This is a genomic window from Micrococcus sp. R8502A1 (assembly GCF_006704135.1).
GTDB lineage: Bacteria > Actinomycetota > Actinomycetes > Actinomycetales > Micrococcaceae > Micrococcus > Micrococcus luteus.
This window is the reverse complement of sequence record NZ_VIGS01000040.1, coordinates 1-20,673: the sequence shown is the minus strand read 5'-3', so window position 1 is coordinate 20,673 and position 20,673 is coordinate 1. Positions and strand designations below refer to the sequence as shown.

Annotated in this window: 21 protein-coding genes; 9 read left to right on the top strand and 12 right to left on the bottom strand. The window is 74.9% G+C overall.

From position 1 onward, the window contains the following. Both FLM69_RS11600 and FLM69_RS11595 read left to right on the top strand, forming a co-directional pair. Positions 1-432, top strand: a 432-nt coding sequence (locus FLM69_RS11600) for a VOC family protein (RefSeq protein ID WP_255502772.1), incomplete at its 5' end; no start/stop codon positions are given. A 9-nt stretch (positions 433-441) separates the two neighbouring features. After that, positions 442-837 (top strand): VOC family protein, encoded by a 396-nt coding sequence (locus FLM69_RS11595; protein WP_228070611.1) that lies wholly within the window; start codon positions 442-444, stop codon positions 835-837. Positions 838-852: 15 nt separating this feature from the next. Here the strand turns inward: FLM69_RS11595 and FLM69_RS08310 are convergent, their stop codons facing one another. From FLM69_RS08310 to FLM69_RS08290, 5 genes are all read right to left on the bottom strand, one after another. Further along, a complete protein-coding gene (locus FLM69_RS08310; RefSeq protein WP_101967476.1) occupies positions 853-1,830 on the bottom strand; it encodes a bile acid:sodium symporter family protein in 978 nt (325 codons plus the stop codon). 118 nt (positions 1,831-1,948) lie between these two features. Then, positions 1,949-2,944, bottom strand: a complete 996-nt coding sequence (locus FLM69_RS08305) for a hypothetical protein (protein WP_036382367.1) — start codon at positions 2,942-2,944, stop codon at positions 1,949-1,951. 178 nt (positions 2,945-3,122) lie between these two features. After that, positions 3,123-5,006: an ABC transporter ATP-binding protein gene (locus FLM69_RS08300; RefSeq protein WP_141843837.1), complete on the bottom strand. Its 1,884-nt coding sequence runs from the start codon at positions 5,004-5,006 to the stop codon at positions 3,123-3,125. A gap of 58 nt (positions 5,007-5,064) precedes the next feature. After that, positions 5,065-5,535, bottom strand: a complete 471-nt coding sequence (locus FLM69_RS08295) for an NUDIX domain-containing protein (RefSeq protein WP_036336764.1) — start codon at positions 5,533-5,535, stop codon at positions 5,065-5,067. Positions 5,536-5,560: 25 nt separating this feature from the next. After that, complete coding sequence (locus tag FLM69_RS08290) at positions 5,561-6,391, bottom strand: LysE/ArgO family amino acid transporter (protein ID WP_235186484.1); 831 nt, start codon at positions 6,389-6,391, stop codon at positions 5,561-5,563. A 69-nt stretch (positions 6,392-6,460) separates the two neighbouring features. On the opposite strand from FLM69_RS08290, the gene FLM69_RS08285 reads away from it, so the two are divergent. Then, on the top strand, positions 6,461-7,384 hold the full coding sequence (locus tag FLM69_RS08285) for an ArgP/LysG family DNA-binding transcriptional regulator (RefSeq protein WP_080695961.1): 924 nt from the start codon (positions 6,461-6,463) through the stop codon (positions 7,382-7,384). Between the two features lie 94 nt (positions 7,385-7,478). On the opposite strand, the gene FLM69_RS08280 is transcribed toward FLM69_RS08285, so the two are convergent. The 4 genes from FLM69_RS08280 to FLM69_RS08265 all read right to left on the bottom strand — a co-directional run bounded on the left by FLM69_RS08280 (position 7,479) and on the right by FLM69_RS08265 (position 11,484). Beyond that, positions 7,479-7,865 (bottom strand): WGxxGxxG family protein, encoded by a 387-nt coding sequence (locus tag FLM69_RS08280; protein ID WP_036314487.1) that lies wholly within the window; start codon positions 7,863-7,865, stop codon positions 7,479-7,481. A 140-nt stretch (positions 7,866-8,005) separates the two neighbouring features. Continuing rightward, positions 8,006-9,583, bottom strand: a complete 1,578-nt coding sequence (locus FLM69_RS08275) for a HAMP domain-containing sensor histidine kinase (protein WP_255502770.1) — start codon at positions 9,581-9,583, stop codon at positions 8,006-8,008. A gap of 94 nt (positions 9,584-9,677) precedes the next feature. After that, positions 9,678-10,406 (bottom strand): response regulator transcription factor, encoded by a 729-nt coding sequence (locus tag FLM69_RS08270; RefSeq protein WP_029248286.1) that lies wholly within the window; start codon positions 10,404-10,406, stop codon positions 9,678-9,680. A 334-nt stretch (positions 10,407-10,740) separates the two neighbouring features. Further along, positions 10,741-11,484, bottom strand: a complete 744-nt coding sequence (locus tag FLM69_RS08265) for a ubiquinone/menaquinone biosynthesis methyltransferase (RefSeq protein ID WP_141843835.1) — start codon at positions 11,482-11,484, stop codon at positions 10,741-10,743. Between the two features lie 202 nt (positions 11,485-11,686). Here FLM69_RS08265 and FLM69_RS08260 point away from each other — a divergent pair, with 202 nt between their 5' ends. From FLM69_RS08260 to FLM69_RS08235, 6 genes are all read left to right on the top strand, one after another. Beyond that, on the top strand, positions 11,687-12,763 hold the full coding sequence (locus tag FLM69_RS08260; RefSeq protein ID WP_141843833.1) for an iron-siderophore ABC transporter substrate-binding protein: 1,077 nt from the start codon (positions 11,687-11,689) through the stop codon (positions 12,761-12,763). Between the two features lie 9 nt (positions 12,764-12,772). After that, on the top strand, positions 12,773-13,831 hold the full coding sequence (locus FLM69_RS08255) for an iron ABC transporter permease (RefSeq protein ID WP_141843831.1): 1,059 nt from the start codon (positions 12,773-12,775) through the stop codon (positions 13,829-13,831). Beyond that, entirely contained in the window at positions 13,828-14,898 is a 1,071-nt protein-coding gene (locus tag FLM69_RS08250) for an iron chelate uptake ABC transporter family permease subunit (protein WP_098094058.1), read from the top strand. The genes FLM69_RS08255 and FLM69_RS08250 overlap by 4 nt, the downstream gene beginning before the upstream one ends. Beyond that, positions 14,895-15,764, top strand: coding sequence for an ABC transporter ATP-binding protein (locus FLM69_RS08245; RefSeq protein ID WP_036338993.1), 870 nt, complete (start codon positions 14,895-14,897; stop codon positions 15,762-15,764). The genes FLM69_RS08250 and FLM69_RS08245 overlap by 4 nt, the downstream gene beginning before the upstream one ends. Further along, positions 15,761-16,816: a siderophore-interacting protein gene (locus tag FLM69_RS08240; RefSeq protein WP_036338996.1), complete on the top strand. Its 1,056-nt coding sequence runs from the start codon at positions 15,761-15,763 to the stop codon at positions 16,814-16,816. The genes FLM69_RS08245 and FLM69_RS08240 overlap by 4 nt, the downstream gene beginning before the upstream one ends. Positions 16,817-16,917: 101 nt before the next feature. After that, the gene (locus FLM69_RS08235) at positions 16,918-17,583 is read left to right on the top strand and encodes an SDR family oxidoreductase (RefSeq protein ID WP_141843829.1); all 666 of its coding nucleotides are present in this window, start codon (positions 16,918-16,920) and stop codon (positions 17,581-17,583) included. A 28-nt stretch (positions 17,584-17,611) separates the two neighbouring features. Here FLM69_RS08235 and FLM69_RS08230 read toward each other — a convergent pair whose 3' ends face one another. From FLM69_RS08230 to FLM69_RS08220, 3 genes are all read right to left on the bottom strand, one after another. Continuing rightward, complete coding sequence (locus tag FLM69_RS08230; RefSeq protein WP_141843827.1) at positions 17,612-18,391, bottom strand: Pr6Pr family membrane protein; 780 nt, start codon at positions 18,389-18,391, stop codon at positions 17,612-17,614. Positions 18,392-18,517: 126 nt separating this feature from the next. Further along, positions 18,518-19,888, bottom strand: coding sequence for a glutaminase A (gene glsA, locus FLM69_RS08225; RefSeq protein ID WP_141843825.1), 1,371 nt, complete (start codon positions 19,886-19,888; stop codon positions 18,518-18,520). A 1-nt stretch (position 19,889) separates the two neighbouring features. Next, complete coding sequence (locus FLM69_RS08220; RefSeq protein ID WP_061866755.1) at positions 19,890-20,552, bottom strand: GNAT family N-acetyltransferase; 663 nt, start codon at positions 20,550-20,552, stop codon at positions 19,890-19,892. Positions 20,553-20,673: the final 121 nt, after the last annotated feature.

The window sequence follows — 20,673 nt, the reverse complement described above, 5'->3', positions numbered from 1 at the left end:
AAGAGCCCCCCCGCCGCCCCCCCCGCCTGGATCGACTACACCGCCCCCGACTTCGCCCGCCAGCAGGCCTTCTACGAGGCCCTCTTCGGCTGGTCCTTCACCGACTCCGGCGAGGAGTTCGGCCACTACCGCATGATCACCAAGGACGGCGCCTCCGTGGGCGGCGCCATGGACGCCGACCAGCTCTCGCAGATGACCGGCGAGGACGCCCCGCCCGCCGCGTGGACCGTGTACCTGCGCACACAGGACATGGACGCCACCCTCACCGCCGTGCGGGAGAACGGCGGCGCCGTGCTCGTGGACGCCATGCCCGTCGGCGACCTCGGTGTGATGGCCATGGCCGAGGGCCCGGGCCACGAGGTGGTGGGCTTCTGGCAGTCCGGCACCTTGGCCGGCCATGACCTGCCGCTCACCCCCGGCACCTCCGTGTGATTCGAGCTCATGACGACCCGCTTCGACGAGTCCGCCGAGTTCTACCGCGCCGTGGCCGGCTGGCAGCCCACCCCGCTGGGGGACGACGGCGCCCCGGAGGACACGCAGACCGCGGCCGACGCCGAGGACGCGGCCCACGACGGCCCCCGCTACGCGACGAACCACCCGTTCGACCGCGCGACCGCGGGCCTGTGCGACGCGCGGGCCTGGCTGCCGCCGAACGCGGTGGGGTACTGGCGCATGTACATCGCCGTCGCGGACACGGACCGCGCGCTCGAGGTGATCCGCGAGCACGGCGGCACGGTCCTGGACGGCCCCCAGGACTCCCCGTTCGGCCGCGTCACCACCGTGCAGGACCCCGCCGGGGCCACGTTCCAAATCAACGAGCCGCCCGCGCAGGGCTGACCTGCGCCGCGGCCCTCACTCCTGCGCGGCCCTGCGGCCGTCCGCACGGCGGTAGGCCATGGCGAGCACGGCCCCGGAGAGGTTGTGCCAGATCGAGAACACGGCGCCCGGCAGGGCCGCCGCCGGCGAGATGTACTGCGCCGCGAGGCCCGCAGCGAGGCCCGAGTTCTGCATGCCGACCTCGATCGAGACCGTGCGCGCCACGGGCGTGGGCAGCCGGAACAGCTTCGCCGCGCCGTAGCCGAGCAGGTAGCCGAGCCCGTTGTGCAGCACCACCGCTGCGAACACCAGCAGGCCCGCCGACAGCACGCGGGAGGCGCTGTTGCCGACGACGGCGGCCACCACCAGCGCGATGAACACCACCGAGACCCACGGCAGGGCGGGCAGCACGCGGTCGACGACGCGGCGCAGCAGCAGGCGCACGACGAGTCCGCCCAGGACCGGCAGGAGCACGATGTTCACGATGGACTTGGCCATGGCGCCGCCGTCGACGGCCATGTACTGGCCGGCCAGCCACAGGGTGAGCAGCGGCGTGAGCAGCGGGGCCAGGAGCGTGGACACGGAGGTCATGGCCACGGAGAGGGCGGTGTCGGCGCGGGCGAGGTAGCTGACCACGTTCGAGGACGTGCCGCCCGGGGCCGAGCCCACGAGGATCACGCCCGCCGCGAGCTCGGGCGGCAGCTGGAGCACGACGGCGACGCCGAGCCCCAGCAGCGGCATGATCGCGTACTGCGCCACCACGCCCAGCAGCACGGGCAGCGGCCGGCGGGCGACGAGGCCGAAGTCCGGAAGGGTCAGCGTCAGGCCCATGCCGAACATGATGATCCCGAGGAACAGGTTGACCTGGGGCAGCAGCGTCTTCGCGGCGGTCGGGGCGAGGAAGCCCACGAGCGCGGCGGCGAGCACCAGCAGCGGGAAGACGGTGACGGCGATGCGTGCGGAGCGGTCTTCCGCGCGGCGGGCGTCGGTGGGGGCGGGATCCGGTGCGGTCATCCCGTCATGGTAGGAGCGCGACCGCGGTGCGTCGTCGCGTGACGCGGCGCCGTCGTCGGCCTTCCGGAATCTTCTGCGCCCCTGACCCTTCTGGACGTCCGCTCCCGCCCCAGAAGGGTCAGTTCCGCAGACGATCCTCCGCGCCACCGGCGTCGAGACCGCCACGCTCCGCGATCGCGGCCCGCACCAGCCCCGCCGTCTCGACGAATCCCCGCCACCGGTCCGTCCCCGCCACCCGGATGTTGAGCCAGCCCTGACGCAGGAACACCGCGTCCCGGCGGGTGTCCTTGCCGACCTGCGCGGCGCCGTCGTGGGTCTTGCCCTCGTAGTGGATCGCGATCCGCCACCGCCGGTAGCCGAGGTCCGCGCTGGCGGGGTGCCAGAGCGAGTAGTCAGGGTCCCAGAGCTCGATCTGCAGGTCCGGCTCGGGCAGCCCCGCGGCCATCAGCGCCAGGCGCAGTTCGGTCTCGGCCGGGGAGTCGGAACCGGTGCGCACGAGCGCGAGCGCCTCCCGCGCCCGCACGATCCCGGCCTCGCCGGTGTGCCGCTCGAGCGCGGCGCCGAGCTCCCGGCGGGTGGCCAGCGCGACCTTCCCCCGCCTCTCGTCCTCCCGGGCCAGGCGATCTCCGACCGCCACGAGCGCGTCCCGGTCCAGGACGGTGGCCAGGTGGAACCAGGTGTCGGCGTGCGAGGTCCACCGCAGCCCGTGCAGCCGGTCCCGCCGCACGAGGACGCGGTCCAGGTCCACGAGCCGGGTGCGCACGCCGGGCACCCGCAGCACCCGGCGGGTGCGGGACCGCAGGACAGTGGGACGCACCCGGGCCTTCACGTCCTCCGGGAGGGGCCAGCCCAGCAGCCGGGCCACGGACTCTCCGGTCACCACGACGTCGGGACGCATCGCCGCCAGGTCCTGCAGCCGGGACAGCTCGGTGGCGAGGGGGCGCGCGGGCGGCGTCACCCCGGTGACAGGGCCGATCCAGCGATAGTGGCCGTGCGCGACGCGTTCGACGTCCCGGCTGCGCAGCCGCGACCCGGACACGCCAGCGGCCAGCGCCTCCGCCCGCGTGAACGGGGCGTCCTGGAGATGGGCGGGGAAGGGTCCGGGCACGCGCATGGCCCCGATCCTGCTCGCTCCCGACGCCGGCGGGTCGGGTTGTCCACAGGCCATGCGGCGGAGTCGGGCCGACGTCGTCGTGGACGTCCTGCCGCGCACTGGGAATCCGTTGCACATCTGACCCTTCTGGGCCGCCGCGCAGCGCTCGGAAGGGTCGGATCCGCAGAAGATTCCGGGATCACCCGCTCAGCCCGTACTCCTTCAGCATCTTCCGGGCCTCCTGGGTGCCGGCCCTCTGCAGCTCGAGCAGCTGCGCGTAGATCCCGCCGGACGCGGCCAGCTCGGCCGGGGTCCCGATCTCCTGCACCTGCCCGCCGCGCAGCGTGACGATCCGGTCCACGGACGCGATCGTGCTCAGCCGGTGCGCCACGATCAGGCTCGACCGCCCCACCATCAGGTCCTCGAGGGCCGCCTGCACGAGCCGTTCTGACTTCGTGTCCAGTGCGGAGGTGGCCTCGTCCAGCACAAGGATCGGCGCGTCCTTCAGCACGGCCCGCGCCACCGCGATCCGCTGCTTCTGCCCGCCGGACAGCCGCAGCCCGCGCTCGCCGATCACCTGTTCGTAGCCGTCGTCGAACGCCGCCACGAACCGGTGCGCGTACGCGGCCTGCGCGGCGGCCCGGACGCGTTCGTCGGAGGCGTCGGCGTCCGCGTAGGCGATGTTCTCGCGCACCGTCCCGGAGAACAGGCTCGGCTCCTGGAACACGGTGGCGATCCGCCCGCGCAGCGCGGCCAGGTCCAGCCCGGCGACGTCCTGTCCGAACACCTCGATGCGTCCGCTCGTCACCGGGTACAGGCCCAGCAGCAGGTGCGCGATGGTCGACTTCCCGCCGCCCGACTCGCCCACGAGCGCCACCCTGGCACCCTGCGGGATGTCGAAGGACACGCGGTCCAGCACGGGGCGGGAGGCGTCGGCGTCGTAGGCGAAGGAGACCTCGTCGAAGCGCACGGCCGGCACGTCCGCGGGGACGTCCGGCGCACCCGGCACGACGTCGGCCCGCGGCTCCGCCGGCGCGCGCGGTGCGTCCGCGCCCGCCGACTCCGCACTCGCGCTCGCCGCCGCGAGCGCCGCCCCGCCGGCCCGCTCGCGCTCCTCGGCGAGCACCTCGAAGTAGTCCTTCGACCCGGCGACGGCGCGCTGGGCGGAGTCCACGAGGAAGCTCATGGAGAAGATCGGCTGCCGGGCCATGTTCATCAGCTGCAGGAGGATCACCATGTCGCCCACGGAGAACAGGCCCTGCGCGGTGCGGACGAACACGATCAGGTACATCGCGCCGAAGGCCACGTTCAGGGCGAGCCGGCGCCCGGCGTCCATGCCGTGCCAGAACCGGGACTGCTGCCGGGTGATCTCCACGGTCCGCAGGAACCGGTCGCGGAACCCGGTGAGCTCGTGGTCCTGCCGGTTGTAGGCCCGCACCACGGACATCTGGGAGACCACCTCGGCGAACCGCCCCGAGGCGACGTCCACCTCCGTGTTCTTCTCCCCCTCCCACACCTGCCACTTCGCGGACGTCCGCGCGGTGAGCCACATGTACACGGGGAAGACGACGGCCAGCAGGATCGCCAGCGGCCACCAGTAGAACGCCGTGATCACGAGCACCGCGGCGGTGGTGACGAGCATGGTGAACGCGTTGTTCGCGAAGAACTGCAGAAACTGGGTGATCTCGTTGATGGTGCGGTTCAACCGGTTGACGACCCGCCCGGTGATCGCGGTGTCGAAGTACCGCTGGGGCAGGTGCAGCAGCTGCTCGAAGTACCGCGTGGAGAGAATGGTGCGCATGCGCGCGGCCATCACGTCGCCCCAGTAGCCGCCCACGCTCACCACCAGGGTGGTCGCCACCTCGACGGCGAGGAACGCGACCGCCAGCCAGGTCACCGCGGTGACGGCCTCGGCCACGTCGGTCTCCCCCGCGACGGCGGCGACGATCCGGTCCGTGGCCGCACCGATCAGGAACGGGGTGGCCAGGGCCAGCACCGCGGCCAGCACGGAGCTGACGGCGATGCCGAGGTAGAGGCGGTGGAGCCGGGGCGCGAAGCGCAGGATGCGGAGCAGCGACGTCACCCGGCCAGGCTAGTGGCCGGTGCGGACATCAGCGCGGGCCGGTCGGCCCGCCTGGAGGTCAGAACGGGGGCGCTGCGGCGACGGCGGCCAGCACGGGGTGCAGCAGCGGGGCCACGCCGTGCCCGCCCGGTGCGGCCGGGGCGGCGGGGTCCATCCAGTGCAGCTCGACGATCTCGTCCGTCGGCTCGGGGACCTCGTGCCGGGCGACGGGCCGCCACAGCGCGAACACCTCCGAGTGCAGGGCGGCGCCGGGCTCGTTGGCGGCGGCGGTGTCCCACGCGCCGAGGCGGGTCAGCTCATCCGGGCGCAGGCGCAGCCCGGTCTCCTCGGCCACCTCGCGCACCGCGGTGTCCACGGGGGCCTCGCCGGGCAGGTGCTTGCCGCCGGGGAACATGAACATGGCGGTGCCGGCCTTGCGGACGGTCAGCACGCGGCGGTCCGGGCGGGCCAGCACGACGGCGGAGACGCGGATGACCTCCCCGGCTGCGACGGTCGGCGTGGGGGCGGAGTCGGAGGGGGAAGGACTCATGCCCCCATCATCCTCCCCGGGCGGCTCAGAGGAGCGTGAGCCCCACCTTCACGGCGATTCCCAGCATGAGCACGCCCACCACGGCGTCCACGATCCGCCACGTCCGCGCCGAGTCCACGGACGGGGCGAGCTTGGTGCCGCCCCAGCCGAGCGCGGTGAACCAGACGAGCGAGGCCGCCACCGCGCCGCCCACGTACGCCCACTTCGCCGCCCCGAACGTCTGCGCGAAGGTGCCCATCATCACCACCGTGTCGAGGATGGCGTGCGGGTTCACCAGGGAGACGGACAGCGCCAGCAGGATGATCCGCGGCAGCGGCGTCTGTGGGCGGTCCAGCGCCACGCGGCGCGGCTGCACGCGCTGCCGCACCGCCACCGACCCGCCGCCCGAGGGGGTGCCGAAGCCGGGCGCGCCGTCGTCGTGACGCCCGACGCCGGCCCCGGCCGGCTCGCGATCGGCCAGGCGGCCGGTCGCCGGGTCGATCAGCGGCAGCTCACCGGTGAGGACCGCGAGGTCGATGCGGTCGGGGCCGTGCCCGGTCCCCGCGCCGTCCGCGGCCGAGGTGCTGAGGGTCCGGTCCCCGCGCCAGGCGGAGCGCAGCGCGCCCACGGCGAACGCGAGGAGGTAGACCACGCCGGCCACGGTCAGCGCGGGCACGAGCCACGGCCAGCGTTCGGCCACCACGCCCACGCCGCCGGCGCCGAGCACGAGCAGCGCCACATCGGCCACGAAGCACACCGTCAGGACGGTCCACACGCGGTCGCGCCGGACGATCTGGCGCAGCAGGAACAGGGTCTGCGCGCCGATGGCGACGATGAGGGCGAGGTAGGTCAGGAATCCGGTGGCGAAGATGGTCACCGAGCGAGGATAGGAGCCGTCCCACGTCCGTGCCATCGCGATCTTCTTCAAGATCTGAAGACATCCTTCATGACCACCCCTACCCTGGACCGCATGAACTCCGACCACCTGCGCGCCCTCGTCGCGGCCGTCGACCACGGCACCTTCGACGCCGCCGCGGACTCCCTGCGGATCTCCGGCTCGGCCTTCTCGCAGCGGATCAAGGCCCTCGAGCGGCAGGTGGGCCAGGTGCTCCTGGCCCGCACCGTCCCCGTCCGGCCGACCGCGGCCGGCGAGCGCATGCTCCGTCTCGCCCGGCAGACCCTCGCACTCGAGGACGAGGCGCTCGCCGCGCTCGGCCGCGGCGACGGAGGACGCGTGCCGCTGCGCGTGGCCCTCAACGCGGATTCCCTCGACACGTGGTGGGAGCCCGTGCTGCGCGAGGCGGCGACGTGGGACGACGTCGTCCTGCAGATGCAGTCCGAGGACCAGGAGCACACCGCCGTCCTGCTGCGGGACGGCGCGGTCGTGGCGGCCGTGACGGACGACCCCACGCCCGTGGCCGGGTGCACCTCCACCCCGCTGGGCACGATGCGCTATCACGCGGTGTGCGCGTCCTTCCTGCTGGAGCTGCACCGAGACGCGCGGGGCCGGGTCGACTTCGGCACGCTGCCGATCGTGGACTACGGCCCCCGTGACGGCCTGCAGCACACGGTGCTGCGCCGCGTCACCCGGGGCCGCCCCGCGATCGTCCCGCCGACCCACCTGGTGCCGTCCGTGCACGCGTATCTGCGGGCGGTGGAGCTCGGGCTGGGCTGGGGCATGCTCCCCTCGGTGCAGATCCCGCCGGGCGTGCTCGAGGGCCGGCACCCCGACCTCGAGCCGATCCCGGCCCTCGGCGCGGCCGACGTGCACCTGCACTGGCAGCGCTGGACGGCCGGGACCGCGGCCCTGGACCGCCTCACGGACGCGGTGCTGCGCGCCGCGCCCTCGGCGGGGGACACCGCGGACTGACGGGCGCATTCGAGACCCGCCCCGGACGCGCCGCGACCCCCGCCGGAGGGGCGGGGGTCGCGGTCACGGGCCGCTCGGGGCGGCCGGGGTCGGGTCAGCGGGCGTCGCCGGTGCCCGGGCGGCGGGTGTCCGCGCCCTCGGCGCGCACGTCGCCGGCGCGGTCGTCCACGCGGTGCACGTCATGGTCGCGGTGCGCGCCGCCCACGTGGTGGTCGCGGCGCACGGGCTCGGCGTGCACCTCACGCTTGCGGCGGCCGGCCAGGCCCGCCAGGCCCAGCAGGCCGGCCAGGCCCCACAGGCCCCAGTTGCCGTTGTCGTCCTTCTCCTCCTCCTGGGGGGCGGGCGACTCGGAGGCCGGTGCCGTCGTGGCGGCCTCGGTGGCCGGGGCCGTGGTCTGCGCGACGGCGGCGGGGGCACCGAGGCCGGTGACGACGGCGGCGGCGAGGGTCAGGGCAGTGGCGGTTCGGCGGATGTCAGTCATGTTCGTGCTCCTCTCACCGGCGGCCTTCGCCGACCGGCGTCGGGGTGGATCGGCCGGAAGTCCCGGACGACCCTTTCGGTCATACACAGGCACCGTACGTACAGGGGGGTGGGGGTACGTCAACGGTTGCCGTCCCGGGGTCAGGGCCGGCCGGCCCGGGCGGAGCCGCAGCAGGAGCCCGCAGCCCCCGGCCCGGCGCGCCCCGGGGTGCAGGGCACGACGACGTCGAAACGCGTCCACCCGCCCTCGGATGCCACGGTCACGTCCCCGCCATGGCTGCGCGCGATCGAGCGCACGATGGCCAGACCCAGACCCGTGGACGGCTCCGTGCCCGGGGCGCTCGTCCGGCCCTTCCCGGGGCCCCGGACGAAGCGGTGGAAGAGGGTGGCGTGTCGGTCGGCCGGGATGCCGCCGCCGTCGTCGTGGACGCTGACGAGCATGAAACCGGGCCGGGGCCGGTCCTCCCGCACGGAGGCCGTGACGGTGGTCCCGACGGGGGTGTGCTTGGCCGCGTTGGAGAGCAGGTTGCCGACCACGCGGGCCAGCTGCGACCGGTCGCCGGTGACGCACCGCTGGGTGCCCGGCTCCGCCCCCTCGGGCAGGTCCACCACCCACGTGTGGTCCGGCCACGCAGCGCGGGCGTCCATCACGCCCTCGAGGACCACCTCGGACAGGTCCACCTGTTCGGCCAGCGCCACCTCCCCGGAGGGCTCCAGACCCATGGCCCGGCCGCGCGAGACGGACTCGAGCCGTTCGAGCAGGAGCATGTCGTCCACGAGGGCCGCCATCCGGTCGGCCTGGAACAGCACCCGGCCGAGCGACCGCCGGCCAGTCGCGGAGAGCTCCTCCGTCATCGCGATCATCTCGGCGTAGCCGCGCACCGAGGCGAGCGGCGTGCGCAGCTCGTGGGAGGCGTCCGCCATGAACCGGCGCATCTGCTGCTCCTGCACGCGGCGCTGCTCCAGGGCCGCCTCGACCGAGCCGGTGAACCGGTCGAGCGCCTGGGCGACGACAGCCACCTCGTCCGGCCCCTGCAGGAGCCGAGGCGGCATGCGTGAGTCCTCCGGATCGAGCCCGGCGCGGGCCATGTCCACCTGGGCGACCCGCTCGGCGACGGCGGCGACCTCGCGCAGCGGGGCCAGGCCCCGACGCAGCCACAGGGTCACCAGGATCGCGGTGGTGAGGACGGTGACGGACAGTCCGACGGCGACCGCGAGCAGCGCCTGCCGTGCGACGTCGGACATGGCGCCCGTCGGCGCCCCCACCACGAGCACCTGGTCCGCGGCCACCCAGGGGCCCGGCGCGCTCAGCAGTTGGGCCTGGACGCGATAGGAGACGTCACCGACGACGGCGTCCAGCATCGGCCCACCCGGCCGGTCCCGGACGGCGCGCAGAAGGTCGTGGGCCTCCCGCGCCGTGAGCGGCACGGACTGCCCGGCGTCACCGACCCGGTGCCCGGTGAGGGCGTCCTGCTGATGCGCCTCCAGACCGGAGAGCGGGACGAGCGCGACCACCGTGCCCTCGGGCTGGCCGAGGGTGCCCGGCGCGCGCAGGTACCCCTCCCCGGGGCCGGCGTCGCCCCCTCCGCCCGGCGAGGGGGCCGTCAGCTGCTCCGAGGCGCGGATCCACGCTTCGGAGGCATCCCGAGAGGCGGATTCGGTCAGCAGGGCCTTCGTGATGCCGGCCGCGAAGAACGAGTAGGCCAGGATGGTGGCCACCAGGATCAGAAGGACGCCGGCGCCGATGCGGCGGGCCAGCGACGTGGGCCGCCTGCGGCGGGTGCTGCCGTGCCCCGAAGGGACCGCGACGGTCTCAGGCAGGCCGGATGACATACCCGGCGCCGCGGATGGTGTGGATCATCGGATCCCGATCCGCGTCGATCTTCTTCCGCAGGTAGGAGATGTACAGCTCGACGATGTTCGCGCGGCCGCCGAAGTCGTAGCCCCAGACGTCCTGCAGGATGCGCTCCTTGGAGAGCACCGTGCGGACGTTGGCCATGAGGAACTTCAGCAGGTTGTACTGCGTGGCGGTCAGCTCGATCTCGTCGCCGCCGCGGGTCACCTCGTGAGTGCGGGTGTTCATCACCAGGTCGCCGACCACGAGCACCTCGGAGCCGCCCGAGACCACGCCGGAGCGCTGCACGAGCCGGTGCGCGCGGATGAGCACCTCCTCCATGGAGAAGGGCTTGGTCACGTAGTCGTCGCCGCCGGCGGCCAGGCCCGCCACGCGGTCCTCCGTCGCGTCCTTGGCGGTGAGGAACATGGCGGGCATCTCCGACCAGTGGGCGCGCAGGCGCTCCAGGACGTCCAGGCCGTCCATGTCCGGCAGCATGACGTCCAGGATCGCCAGGTCCGGCCGGCCGGCGGTGCCCAGCTCGACGGCGGTCGCGCCGTCGTGGGCCACGATCACCTCCCAGCCGCAGAGGGTGAAGCCCATGGAGAGCAGGTCGGCGATCATCGGCTCGTCGTCCACGACGAGCACCCGCACCGGCGCGCCGTCCGGGTGCGAGAGCTCGGGCAGGACCTTCTTCAGCTCCGCCATGGATGACGGGCCGGTGGTGCTCTGGATGGGGCTCACAAGGTTCCTCTACGTTCAAGAGACGGTTCACGGTGCCCACGCGGACGTCGCGGGCTGCGGGGGACGAGCGCCTCGCGACGGAGGGGCGACGCCGTTCCGGGGGATGGCGGACGGGCGGCGACCGGAGGCCGGGGGGTGCGCGGATCCCCCCTCGACGGAGCCCCATGCTACGCGGATCAGCCGGGTCGGCCCAGAGTCTTCTCGGATTGCGGACATCAGCGTGACTCGTCACAGCCCTGACGCATCCGGCGGCGCCACCGGGGCCGCCCTGTGCTGACGCCGCGCCGCGTGGCCGGCGTCAGTCGACCGGCTTCATGGCCCAGTGCGTGGCCAGGGTGCCGAACATGTGGGTCTCGTGCCCGATGTTCACGAAGCCGGCGTCCGCGAAGAGGTCCGCGACCTCGTCCGGCGTGTGGAACGCCTTCGTCGAGGAGGACAGGTACGCGTAGGCCTCGGGCCGGTCGGCGATCAGCTTCGCGAGCTGCGGCATCACCCGGTGGATGTAGAAGGAGGAGAACGGCTTGAGCACGTTGTCCGGCGCCGGCGACGTCTCGAGGGCCGCGACCCAGCCGCCGGGGCGCAGCACGCGGAACTGCTCGGCGAGAGTCGCCGGGATGTCCGCGACGTTGCGCAGCAGGTAGCCGTGGGTCACGGCGTCGAACGAGCCGGACTCGAACGGCAGGTCTGTCGCGTCCGCGACGACCCACTCGATGCGGTCCCCGCCCGCGCGGGCACGGCCGACCTCCATCATCTCGGCGGCGATGTCCGCGCCCACCACCTGTGCGTCGGGGTGCCGCTTGAGCACCTCGAACGCGAGGTCGCCGGTGCCGGTGGCCAGGTCGAGCACGCGGGCCTGCGCGGGGATGTTGGCCCGCGCCACCGTGTGGCGCACCAGGCGCGGCTCCTGACCCCATGTCATGACGGCGTTCATCAGATCGTAGCGGCCGGCGATGGCGTCGAACATCGCGGAGACCCGGTCGTGGTGGTCGGCGGCGCCGCGCTGCGCGTCGCCGCGCGGGGCGGGGAGGGGGTTCTGGCTCACCAGGCCACCGTATCCCGCCCACCTCCCCCGACGACGCCCCTCACCGGGATTGCACAGAGGCGTTAGGTTGCCCTAACCTTCCGGAGTTACCTCACGTCAGTGTTTGCTAATGCCGGCCCGGCAGGGCCGACGCATCCTCCGACCGCAGACCCGACCCCCTCCGCCCGGCGCCCGCGCGTCGCGACCGTGAAAGGCCACCACCATGGCACCGTCCCCCCTGTCCCGCCGCTCCCTCCTCGCCGGCGGGGGAGTCGGCCTCACCCTCCTGCTCGCCGCGTGCTCCACCGGCCCGGCCGGAGGCTCGGCCTCGTCCTCGTCGGCCGGTGCGTCGTCGTCGGACGCCGCGGGCGGGGACGCCGCGTTCCCCCGCAGCATCGAGCACGTCTACGGCACCACCGAGATCCCGCAGCGCCCGACCCGCGTGGCCACCGTGTCCTGGGTGAACCAGGACGTGACCCTCGCCCTCGGGGTGGTGCCGGTGGGCATGGCCGCCGTGGAGTTCGGGGGGAACGCGGAGAAGTCCACCGACTGGTTCGACGCGAAGCTCGCCGAGACCGAGGGCGCCCAGAAGCCCGTGCAGTGGTCCGAGGCCTCCGGCATCGACGCCGAGGCGATCGCCGCCGTGAAGCCGGACGTCATCCTCGCCGTCTACTCCGGCATCACGCAGGAGGACTACGACCGCCTCTCGAAGATCGCCCCCACCGTGGCCTACCCGAAGGACGTCCCCGCCTACGGCACCTCGTGGCAGCAGTCCACGGAGGTCATCGGCCGCGTGCTCGGCAAGGAGCAGGAGGCGGAGGAGCTCATCGCGGACCTCGAGCAGCAGATCAAGGACGCCGGCGAGAAGCACGCGGACCTCCAGGGCGCGTCCTTCGTCTACGGCACCATCGACCCCGCCGCCGCGGACCAGATCAGCATCTACACGGACGTGGACAACCGCCCGAAGTTCCTCGAGCTGCTCGGCATGGAGCAGGCGCCGATGGTGACGGAGAACTCCCCGGAGGACCAGGCGTTCTTCTTCACGTGGTCGCCTGAGCGCGCGGACGAGCTGGAGTCGGACGTGTTCGTCTCCTGGGCCGCCCAGGACTCGGTCCGCGAGGCCATCGAGTCCGACCCCCTGCTGGGCTCGATCCCGGCCGTGAAGGCCGGCGCCCTCGTCCTGCAGACGGACGAGCAGGAGGTCCTCTCCGTCTCCGCGATCTCCCCGCTGTCCATCCCGTTCGCGCTCGAGAAGGTCGTCCCGCCGATCGCCGAGGCCGCGAAGACCGCGCAGGGCTGATCCCTCCCCATGCCGTCCACGGCCCTGGCCTCCCCGGCCCGCGTCCGCGCGGGCGTGCTGATGGGCGCCCTGCCCGCGGCGCTGCTGCTGGCGGCGCTCGTGGCCGGCGTCGCCCTCGGCGCGCGCACCGTGCCGGCGACGACGGCGCTCGACACCCTGGGCGCGGTCCTCACCGGACACCCCGTGCCGGAGGGCATCGAGGCGGCGGCCGTGGCCTCCCGCGTGCCCCGCGTGGTGACGGGGGCGCTGGTGGGGGCGGCGCTGGCCGTGGCCGGCGCGGCCCTGCAGGGGGCCACCCGCAACCCGCTCGGTGACCCGGGGCTGCTCGGGCTCTCCGCCGGCGCGGGGCTGGCCGTGGCGGCGGGCATGGCGCTCGGCGTCGCCGGCTCCACGTTCGGGGTGCTGGCGCTGGCCGCCGTCGGGACGCTGGTCGCGGCGGCGCTCGGCTACGCGGTGGCGGCGGCCGCCACGCGGAGGGGCCGGACGACACCCGGCGCCCCCTCCCCCATGGCGCTCGTGCTGGCCGGCGCCGCGATCACCGCCGGCGCCACCGCCGGCACCACGGCGCTGCTCGTGCTCTCCCCCACGGTCCAGGACCGACTGCGGTTCTGGGCCGTGGGCACGGTGGCCCGCGCCGACCTCGGCGAGGCGCTCGCCCTGGCACCCGTCATCGCCGTCGGGCTGCTCGCCGCCGTCGCCGTGGCCCCCGGGCTCGACGCCCTCGCCCTCGGCGACGACCTCGCGCACGGCCTGGGCGGGCGCCCGGAGCGGGTGCGCGCGGTGCTGCTGGGCGCGGTCGTGCTGCTCACGGCCGCGGCGGTGGCGCTGGCCGGGCCGGTCGGGTTCGTGGGACTGCTCGTGCCCCACGCGCTGCGCCGTCTGCGGCCGCCGAGCACGCGGGCCCTGATGGTCGGCTGCGCCCTGTGGGGCGCCGTCCTCGTGATCCTCGCGGACCTCGCCGGGCGGCTCGTCGTGGCGCCCGGGGAGATCCACCTCGGGGTGACCACCGTCCTGCTCGGCGTGCCCGTGCTGCTGGCGCTGCTGCGCCGCCCGGGGGTGGCCGCATGAGCCTCCAGTGCACCGCCCCGGACGACGTCGTCGCCCGCCTGCGCCGCGCCGACCGGCGCCGCCTCGGAGGGGCCTGCGCGGGCCTCGCCGTGGCCGTGCTGGTCCTCGCCCTGCTGCGCGTGGTGTGGGGCACGTACCAGGTGACCGTCCCGGACCTCGTGCGGATCCTGGGCGGGGAGACGATCCCGGGAGCGAGCTTCATCGTGCTGGAGGAGAAGCTGCCCCGCGCCGTGGCCGCAGTGCTCACCGGCGCCGCCCTGGGCGCGGCCGGCGCGCTCTACCGGCGCACGCTGCGCAACCCCCTGGCCTCGCCGGACATCCTGGGCGTCACCCAGGGCGCCGCGGCGGCGGTCGTGCTGGGGATGCTGGCGACCGCCGGGCAGACCGGCGGCGCATCGGACCTGACGCGCGCCGCCACGGCACTGATCGGCGGCCTCGCGGCGGTGGCCGCCGTGTTCGCCACGGCCCGCTCGGTGGGCGGCGAACGGTTCGTGGTGGCCGGCATCGCGGTGGCGGCGGCGGGCCAGGCCGTGGTGGCCGGGGCCATGCTCTCGCTGGCCCAGCACGACCTGCAGTCGGCCACCGTCTGGATCGCCGGCTCGCTCAACGGCGTCACGTGGGGCCGCATCGCGCTGCTCGCGGGCGTGCTCGTGGTCGCCCTGCCGCTGGCGGGGGTGCTCCACGCGCGGCTGGCCCCCGCCGACGTCGGCCCGGACCTCGCGCACGCCCTCGGCGCCCGGCCGCGCCCCACCTCGGCCGCGGCGCTGGGGCTCGGCGCGGTGCTCGCTGCCGTGGCGACCGCCGTCGTCGGACCGCTGGCGTTCGTCGCGCTGCTGGCCACCCCGGTGGCGCGCGGGCTCACCCGCGGCCTGCCCTCCCTGCCCGCGGCGGCGCTCACGGGCGCCGCGCTCGTGCTCCTCGCGGACCTTGTGGCCGGCGAGGCCGTCCCCCTGCTCACCGGCGCCGCCCTGCCCACCGGTGTGCTCACCGGCGCCGCCGGCGCCCCGCTCATGCTCTGGCTGCTGCTGCGCCAGGGCCGGACCCCAGGAGGCGTGCGCCCCGCATGACCGCTCCCCCGCTCACCGTCCCGTCCCCCGCCGCACCGCGCGCCGGGGCCGCCGACGACGTCGCGATCCGCCTGCGCGGCCTGACGCTCGGCTACGGCCCGGCCTCGGCACCGCCGATCGTCGAGGACCTCGACCTGGACGTGCCCGCCGGGCGCGTCACCGCGATCATCGGCGCCAACGGCTGCGGCAAGTCCACGCTGCTGCGCGGCCTGACCCGCCAGCTCGCCCCGCGCGCCGGGAGCATCGAGGTGCTCGGCCGGGACGCCGCCCGCGTCTCCGCGCGCGATTACGCCCGCACCGTGGCGCTGCTGCCCCAGCATCCCGTGGCGCCCGAGGGCATGACGGTGGCGCAGCTCGTGGCGCGCGGCCGTCACCCGCACCGCGGGCTCCTCGGCGGCCGGGCCGCCGGCGACGACGCCGCGATCGCCTCGGCGCTCGAGCGCACCGACCTCGTGGAGCTCGCCGAGCGCGAGGCCGGCACGCTCTCCGGCGGGCAGCGGCAGCGGGCGTGGCTCGCCCTCGTGCTCGCCCAGCAGACCCCGGTGGTGCTCCTCGACGAGCCCACGAGCTACCTCGACCTCAGCCATCAGGTGGAGGTGCTCGACCTGGTGCGGGCGCTCCCGGACCCGCGCGGCGGGGGCCGGGCGACCGTCGTCGCGGTGCTGCACGAGCTGAACCTGGCGGCGCGCAGCGCGGACCACATCGTGGCGATGGCCGCGGGCCGGGTGGTGGCGCAGGGCACGCCGGGCGAGGTGATCGTGCCTGAGGTGCTGGCCGAGGTGTTCGGCCTGGACGCGGACGTGGTGGCCGATCCGCTGCTGGGCCACCCCGTGGTGCTGCCGCGCGGGAACGGGGACCGCCGATGAGCGCCGACGGCATGATCGTGGCGCACACGCGCGTGGTGTCCGTGGAGCAGCCGTGCCGCGGGTTCCGGCGGATCGTGCTGGCGGGGCCGGACCTGGAGGCCGCCAGCGGGGACCTGCTGGGACTGCTGCCGCCCGGCGTCGCCGACCTGCACGCCCTGTACCGGGGCGCGCGGCCGCGCCGGGACGCCTATGTGAAGCTGCTGATCCCCCCGCCGGGCGGGACGTCGGCGGACCCGGACCTGTCCGCCGGGTTCCGGGCCGGGTTCCTGGCCATCCCCGAGGAGGAGCGCGGCTGGATGCGCACGTACACGGTGCGCTCGGCCGGGCTCGTGCGGCTCGACGGGCGGCAGGTGCCCTCGCTGACCGTGGACGTGGTGCTGCACGGCGACCCGGACGACCCCGCCGACCCGCATCAGGGGCCGGGCCTGCGCTGGGCGCGCGCCGTCCAGGCGGGGGACGCGGTGAACGTGCTGGTGCCCTCGGCGGAGGCGCCGGCGTGGTCCGGCTGGCGGCAGACGGGGGCGCACCGTGTGCTGGCCGTGGGCGACGAGACCGCCGTCCCCGCCCTGGTGTCCGTGGCGGAGGAGCTCGCGGACCCGTTCGGCGGGTTCGACGGCGAGGCGGACCTCGTGCTCGAGCTGCCCCACGACGGGCAGGCCGCCGACCTCATCGCCGAGCGCCTGGCCGTCCCCGAGCCGTGGGACTGGCGGGCCGTGACGGAGCTGACGGACCGGGGCCGCGTGCGCCTGCACGTGGGCCGCCGGGCGCCGGGGGCGCCGTCGGGGTCCTGGGCGCACGCCCGCCTCGCCGCCCTGCTGGGCGTGGACCCCGACGACGCCGGCGGGCCGGTCGCGCCGCCCGCGGCCTCCGTCGAGCGCGAGTGGACCGTCGCCGCCCTCGAGGCCGACGAACGGCCCGAGGCCTACGTGTTCCTCGCCGGGGAGTCCGCGATGGTGCGCGCCCTGCGCCGACTCAGCGTGGGCCCCGGCGGCGTGCCGAAGAAGCACGTCTCCTTCATGGGCTACTGGCGGCAGGGCCAGGCGGAGAGCTGAGGAGTGGGGTGGCCGTCGCGCGCCGCTCCACCCTCGCACCGGCGTCGGGCTCTCCCTACTGTGGAAGTCCAGCACCCGATCGAACCGAAGGAGAGATCCCCATGACCCGCACCGTGATCATCGGCGGCCACGGCAAGGTGGCCCTGCTCGCCGCACCCCTGCTGGCGGAGGCCGGCCACGACGTCGTCTCGATCATCCGCAACCCCGACCACGCCGAGGACGTCCGCGCCGCCGGCGCCGAACCGCTGGTCCTGGACATCGAGAAGGCGGACCAGGAGGAGCTGGTCCACGCGCTGCGCGACGCGGACAACGTCGTGTTCTCCGCGGGCGCCGGCGGCGGGGACGCCCAGCGCACCCGGGCCGTGGACCACGACGCCGCCGTCGCCAGCATGCGCGCCGCCGAGGCCGCGGGTGTGCGGCGCTACGTGATGGTGTCCTACCTCGGCGCGTCCCTGCACCACGACGTGCCCGAGGACGACCCCTTCTACACGTACGCGCAGGCCAAGGCCGAGGCGGACGAGGCACTGCGGGACTCCGGGCTGGCCTGGACCATCCTCGGCCCCGGCGCCCTGACCGAGGAGGAGGCGTCCGGCCGCATCACCGTGGACCCGGACCTCTCCGACTCCGACGCCTCGCAGCGTGAGGCCAGCCGCGGCAACGTCGCCCGGGCGATCGTGGCCGTGCTCGATGAGCCGGGCACGGTGGGCCGGAAGATCGACTTCGTGGACGGCGACGTGCCCGTGGCCGAGGCCGTCCGCGGCGACTGACGCGCCGCCAGCGCCGGGCGCCGGCCGCTCAGGCCGGGCCGAGGCGGCGGTCCACGGTGCCGAGCACGCCCATGAGCCCGGTGAAGCCGGCCAGGATCCCGGCGAGCACGACGCCCACGCTGCGACGGCCGAGCCGCGGCACGTCGAGGAACGGGTACGGGTACCAGTCGATGCGGGGCCCGCGCGCCATGGTCGCCGCCGCCCACATCAGCGGGATGACCGAGGCCAGCCCGGCGCGCCGCGGCGTGATCTGCCCGCGGGGGTCGCACAGCGCCCACACCGCCGGGGCGAGCACGGGGTTGACGATGTGCTGCAGCGCGTCGTTGAACCGGTAGAGGAAGGTGTCCTGCTCGCGGCCGCGCAGCACCGCGTTGTAGACGATCCCCGTGACCATCACCGAGCCGAGTCCGGCGGTGCGCACGGCCCAGAACGCGTCCGACGTGGGCGCCTCACGACGCGCGGCCAGCGTCAGCGACGTGCCCGCGACCAGCGCGTTGGACAGCCACGTGAAGTACGCCGGCTGGTTGAGGGCGTGGGACCAGCCCGCGGGGAACCCGCCCTGATAGCCGACGCCCGGGATCACCATGGAGTCCTTGGACATCCCGATGGGGAACGAGGTCAGGCACCCGATCAGCGGCAGTGCCCCCGAGACCTGCCACGCCAGGCGGGTCCGACGGTCCACCGGCGGCACGGGACGCGGCTGCAGCCGGGACACGACGGCGTGCGCGATCCGCTCACGGACCCCCTGCGGGGCGGGGCGGGTGCGGCGGACGGAGGGCAGGCTGACGCGGAGGGTGGAAAGGGGCATGGGGGGTCGTCCTCGAACGGCGGGGTCAAGGGATGAGACCGCCCATTCTCACATGAACAGCAGTTGAACGAAAGGGGGCGAGACGGAGAACACCGCCGCGCCCCCCCTCCTGCCCGCCCCGCCGCCTCAGTGGGCGCCGGCCTCCTCCAGCGGCAGGATGCGCTCCGGATCCTCGACCTCCACGCGCACGCCGTCGGCCTGCAGCCGGCGCACGCCCTCGGCGATCAGCCGTCGGCCGACGTCGTCGATCCGGTCCACCCGCTCGAGGTTGAGCACCACGGTGCGGATGGGCCCGTCGTTCTCATCTCGGGCGGCCACGGCGGCGGCCTCGTGCACCGCCCCGCCACCGGTCGCGGCCGCGAGCGCCGCGCTGTCCGCCGCGGCCTCCTGCCACCGCGGGTAGACGGCGGCGTCCCAGCCGGTGCCGGGCTTCTCCGCACCGGTGCGCAGGTCCGTGAGCGCGTCCAGCACCGCCTCGGCGCCGCCGAACCGGATCACGCCCTGCAGGTGCAGGAACACGCGGTCACCCTCGCGTTCCACGAAGCGCACGGCGGTTCCGCCCAGGCTGTCGCCGTCCATGAGGTGCAGCCGGAAGTCCTCGGAGAGGCGGCGGCACGCCAGCACGCCGCGCGCCGAGTTGCCCACCTCGTCCAGGCGCGGCGAGAACACGCCGATCCCCACGCGGCCCGGCAGCGCGCCGAGCACACCGCCGGCCACCCCGGACTTGGCCGGGATCCCGACGTCGGCGAGCCACTGCCCGGCGGCGTCGTACATGCCGGAGGAGGTCATCACGGACACCACGCGCCGCGCCACGATGGACGGCAGCACGCGCTCACCCGTCATCGGATGGATGCCCCCGGTGGCCAGACACGCGCCCATCACGGCGAGGTCCTTGGCGGTGACGAGCACGGCGCACTGCGCCACGTACCCGGCCACGATCTCCTCGGCCGAGTCCTGCAGCACCCCGTAGCTGCGGAGCATGTGCCCCAGGGAGAGGTTGCGGTCCGAGACCGCCATCTCGGACTCGTACGTCTCCCGGTCCACCGCGAGCCGACGCCCGGCGAGCAGGGACATGATCTCCACGGCCCGGTCCAGCCGCTCCTTCCGGCTCGCCTCCGGCCCCACCAGCAGCTGGTGCACCGCGAGCGCGCCCGCGTTGATCATGGCGTTGTCCGGGCGGTGCGACTCCGCCTCGAGGGAGAGCTCGTTGAAGGCCTCGCCCGAGGGGTTCAGCCCCACCTGTCGGTCCACGGCGGCGAAGCCCCGGTCCACGAGCGCGGCCGCGTACGTGAACGGCTTGGACGCGGACTGGATGGTGAACTCCACGTCCGCGTCGCCCGCGCAGTGCAGCCGCCCGGTGGGGGTGGCCAGCGCGATGCCGAAGCGGTCCGGGTCCGCCTCCGCGAGCACGGGGATGTACTGGGCCGTCTCTCCCGGGTTCACGGCGCCGAGCTCGGTGATCAGGCTCGCCAGGTAGTCGGGGATCGGGTGTCTCATCTCAGGCCTCCCAGCGCAGGCAGGTCAGGGGCTCGCCCCCGGGCACGGGCACGTGGCCGGTCGCACGGAAGCCGAGCCGCTCATAGAACGGGACGGTGGCGGGCACGGACGCCTCGAGGTGCACGGGCAGACCCGACGCGCGGCGCTGGCCGTGGCGCACCAGCGCACTCGCCGCCCCGCGCCCGCGGGCGGACGGGACGGTGCCGACCTCCTCAAGGTACCAGTGCCGGCCTGCCGGGCGGGCCCGCTCGCAGGCGGCCTGGATCCGCTTCAGGGCGAGGGTGTGGCGGCCGTGGACGGCGACGGCGGTGGGCAGCCCCGCCAGCAGGCCCGGCACGTCGACCCCGCGGGGGGCGGCGGGGGAGGTCCACACGGCGGCGCCGAGCAGCGTGCCGTCGGCCGCGTCCACGGCGACGTCCACGGCGCCCAGCGGGGCGCCGTCGGCCCCCGCGCGCAGCCCCTGGCGCACGGCGGCGGTGAACTTGCGCTCGAGGCGGGGCCCGCGCCGGTCCTCGGGCACGAGCCCGAGCGTGTACGGGTCCGTGGCGAAGGCCTCGGCGAGGACGGCGCCCACGCGGCGGGCGGTGTCCTCACGGGCTCCATCCGGGCGCAGGGTGAGCACGTGGACGCGGGGGCGCGGCGCAGCGGGGTCCGGGGAGGTCATGGCCCCCAGTCTAGGGACGGGGCCGGGCGCGTCATCGGACCGGCCGACGAGCGTTCCGTCCCGTGTGATCGGCGACACTGGTGGACATGGACTCCTCCGCACCCCTCGACCCGACCCCCGC